The organism is Micromonospora sp. KC207 (assembly GCF_004348615.1).
Classification (GTDB): Bacteria; Actinomycetota; Actinomycetes; order Mycobacteriales; family Micromonosporaceae; genus Micromonospora.
Map to the genome: position 1 here is coordinate 1 of NZ_SMKJ01000456.1, position 3,406 is coordinate 3,406.

Below are 3,406 nucleotides of genomic sequence, written 5' to 3' on the forward strand. Positions count from 1 at the left end.
GCACCGCCCAGCCCGGCGGCACTGCGCCGGCGCGCCCACGCACCGCCCAGCCGGGTGGCCGTCCGCGCGGCACGCACGACGGTGCCGGCCCGGCTAGCCGCCGCATGTGCGGCCGCGACCGGCCCGGCGGCCGTGCGCTCGTAGGCTGGGCCGGTGCGCGCCCGTAGGCTGGGCCGGTGCGAGGCTACGGACGGGCGCGGCGGCGGGCGGCTGGGTTGGGTGCGTGGGGCGGCCCCCGGTGAGCCGCGCCGGCACCGACACCAGGGCGACGCACGCGGCCCTGCCGGCGTCGATGCGCGAGGCGGTGGACGACTTCGCCGACCATCTGGCCCGGGTTTGCAACCGCTCGGCGCACACCGTGCGTGCGTACGTCGGCGACCTGGTCTCCCTGCTCGACCACGCCGCCCGGATGGGCTGTACCGCAGTGGCCGACCTAGACCTGGGCATGGTGCGCAGCTGGCTGGCGAAACAGCGCACGACCGGCGCCGCCCGTACCACGATGGCCCGCCGGGCCGCAGCGGCGCGCGCCTTCAGCGCCTGGGCCCACCGCGCCGGGCTGATCCCCACCGACGTGGCCGCCCCGCTGGCGAGCCCGCGCGCCCACCGGGACCTGCCGACCGTGCTCCGCGCCGACCAGGCAGCCACCCTGATGCGGGCCACGACGTCACCAGCGGGTCTTGGGAGCGAAGGGCCCCTGGAGGGGCCGAATCCTGTCAAGATCTCCCCTGGCGGGGGCGGCGAGCGGGAGGTCGCGCAGGCCCTGGCACTGCGGGACCGCCTTCTGCTCGAACTGCTCTACGCCACCGGCGTACGGGTCAGCGAGGCATGTGGCCTGGACACCGCCGACGTGGACCACAGCCGCCGCGTAGTCCGGGTGCTCGGCAAGGGCTCCCGGGAGCGTTCCGTGCCGTACGGGGTGCCGGCGCAGCGCGCCCTCGACGAGTGGCTGAAGGCCGGGCGGCCCGTCCTGACCGGTCCGGGTTCCGGGGGCGCACTGCTGCTCGGGGCGCGGGGCGGGCGGCTGCACCCGACGATGGCACGACGGATCGTCGCCGGGTGCGCCGAGGCCGCCGGCCTGCCCCGGACCACTCCGCACGGGCTGCGCCACTCGGCCGCCACCCATTTGCTGGAGGGCGGCGCGGACCTGCGGGCGGTGCAGGAGTTGCTGGGTCACTCGTCGCTGGCGAGCACGCAGATCTACACCCACGTGTCGGTTGAGCGACTGCGGGCCGCGTACCGGCAGGCGCACCCGCGCGCCTGAGTACCGCGCCCGGCGAGGAGCTGCGTGCCCCCGCGCCAGCGCCAGCTTCTCCTCGCCGCCAGCGCCAGTTCTTCCTGCCGTCGTCGGCCCGGCTGACGGGAGGGGGCCAACCCACTGCGACCCGGTCGTCGTCGCGGGTCGCCGGCGATCGATGTCGGGCTACGATCATGGAATGAGCGCGCCGCCGCCCCCCGAGCCCATACCCGGCGCCCGGCTGCTCTTCTCGCTGGACCCGGCCGTGAGCCACCTCAACCACGGCTCGTTCGGCGCGGTGCCGGTCAACGTGCAGCGCGCCCAGCAGCGGCTGCGCGACGAGATGGAGGCGAACCCGCTGCGCTTCTTCGGGCTGAGCCTGGTGGACCGGATCACCCACACCCGCCGGCACCTGGCCGCCTTCCTCGGTGCCGACCCGGATGGCACCGCGCTGATCGGCAACGCCACCACCGGCGTCGCCGTGGTGCTCCAATCGCTCGGTCTGCGCCCCGGCGACGAGGTGCTCACCACCGATCACGGTTACGGCGCGGTCGGCTTCTCCATCGACCGGGAGTGCCGGCGCAGCGGGGCGACCCGGCGCATACTGCCGGTGCCGTTGACCTCGACCGACGAGCAGGTCGTCGAGATCATCCGCGCCGGGCTGCGCCCCGGCCGAACCAAGCTGCTCGTCGTCGACCAGCTCACCTCAGCCACCGCCCGCCTGTTCCCGGTCACGGCGATCGTCGGGACGGCGCACGCTCACGGGGTGCCGGTGCTCGTCGACGCCGCCCACGCGCCGGGCATGCTGGCGACCCCCGTCGCGAGTCTCGGCGCGGACTTCTGGGTGGGCAACCTGCACAAGTGGGGGTACGCCCCGCGCGGCACCGCCGCGCTGGTGGTGACGCCGCCGTGGCGGGACCGGATTGAGCCGCTGGTGGTTTCCTGGGAGCAGGCGGCCGGCTTCCCGGGCAACGTCGAGTGGCAGGCCACCCTGGACTACACCCCGTGGCTCGCGGCGCCCGCCGGTGTCTGGACCCTGCGCAGCCTCGGAGTCGAGCGGGTACGCGCGCACAACGCCGCGCTGGCCTCGTACGGGCAGCGGGTGCTGGGGGACGCGCTGGGGGTCGCGCCGGCCGACCTGCCGGAGCCCGGCGGGCCGACGGTGGCCATGCGGATCGTCCCGCTGCCCGCCGGGCTCGCCACCACCATCGACGCCGCCTATGCGCTGCGGAGCCGGATCGCGAAGGAGTTGTCGGCCGAGGTGGCGGTGACGACCTGGGACGACCGCGGCTGGCTGCGGCTGTGCGGCCAGGTCTACAACGCGCCGCACGAGTACGAGCGCCTCGCCGCGCGGCTGCCGGCGCTGCTCGCTCAGCGCTGACGGGCGGCCAGGCCGGGGCCGGTCGCGGCGGTTCACCGGTCGCCGGTCACTTCAGCGGCGGCAGGGGGCATCGCAGCGCCCGGATGCCGCTATGTCGCCGCCCTCGTGCTCCGCCAGACCGGCGGGCCCTCATCACGCTCCGCCAGACCGGCGCGCCGCCCCGTGCCCCGGGCCGACGGTCAGGGTGGCAGAAGCCGAACGGGGCCAAGGCCGAGCAGGGCAAGCGGGTCCAGGTACTCCTCGCCGCGACGCAGCCCCCAGTGCAGGCAGGTCCCGCCGGGACAGCCCACGTGCCCGGGTCGCAGCTGGCCGAGCGGGACGCCCAGGGCCACCTGGTCACCGGCGCGGACGCCGGGCAGCACCGGCTCGTAGGTGGTCCGCAGCCCGGCGGTGTGCCCGACGGTGACCACGGGACGGCCGGCGACCTGCCCGGCGAAGAGCACCACCCCCGACCCGGCGGCACGCACCACGGCCCCCGGCTCGGCGATGAGATCGACGCCCCGGTGGCCGGGCAGCCACGGTTGCGGGGGCGGCTCGAAGCGCCGGGCCGGTCGCGGCACGCCGTCGAGCGGCCACCGGAACCGGACCGGCACGGCGGCCGTCGCGGGTTCGACCCCGACGGAAGCCACCGGCGCGAGGCCCGGCACGGGGCCGGCCGCCGGGTGAGCCGTCGCACGGAGTTGCCCCGCCGGGACGACAGCGCCCACAGCGAAAGCGCCCGCAGCGAAAGAGTTGGCAGCGACCGAGGTGGGCTCGGAGCCAGCAGCGAGGGCGATCGCGCAGAGGGTAGC

2 protein-coding genes and 2 pseudogenes are annotated in these 3,406 nt (G+C 76.2%); 3 read left to right on the forward strand and 1 reads right to left on the reverse strand.

Features of this window, described 5'->3' with window-relative positions; translation table 11 throughout:
* Window positions 1-292 precede the first annotated feature (292 nt).
* The 3 genes and pseudogenes from E1258_RS36055 to E1258_RS31150 all read left to right on the forward strand — a co-directional run.
* Window positions 293-650: pseudogene (locus E1258_RS36055) on the forward strand (site-specific integrase); the annotation flags it as partial.
* A 110-nt stretch (window positions 651-760) separates the two neighbouring features.
* Window positions 761-1,261 (forward strand): annotated as a pseudogene (locus E1258_RS36060) (tyrosine-type recombinase/integrase); the annotation flags it as partial.
* A 172-nt stretch (window positions 1,262-1,433) separates the two neighbouring features.
* Window positions 1,434-2,615, forward strand: a complete 1,182-nt coding sequence (locus E1258_RS31150; RefSeq protein WP_132407386.1) for an aminotransferase class V-fold PLP-dependent enzyme — start codon at window positions 1,434-1,436, stop codon at window positions 2,613-2,615.
* 179 nt (window positions 2,616-2,794) lie between these two features.
* Here E1258_RS31150 and E1258_RS31155 read toward each other — a convergent pair whose 3' ends face one another.
* Entirely contained in the window at window positions 2,795-3,391 is a 597-nt protein-coding gene (locus E1258_RS31155) for a murein hydrolase activator EnvC (protein WP_132407390.1), read from the reverse strand.
* Window positions 3,392-3,406 lie beyond the last annotated feature (15 nt).

Bases quoted from the DNA above. Each gene is read 5' to 3' on its own strand.
- E1258_RS31150 (WP_132407386.1), top strand. From the start codon at position 1,434: ATGAGCGCGCCGCCGCCCCCCGAGCCCATACCCGGCGCCCGGCTGCTC.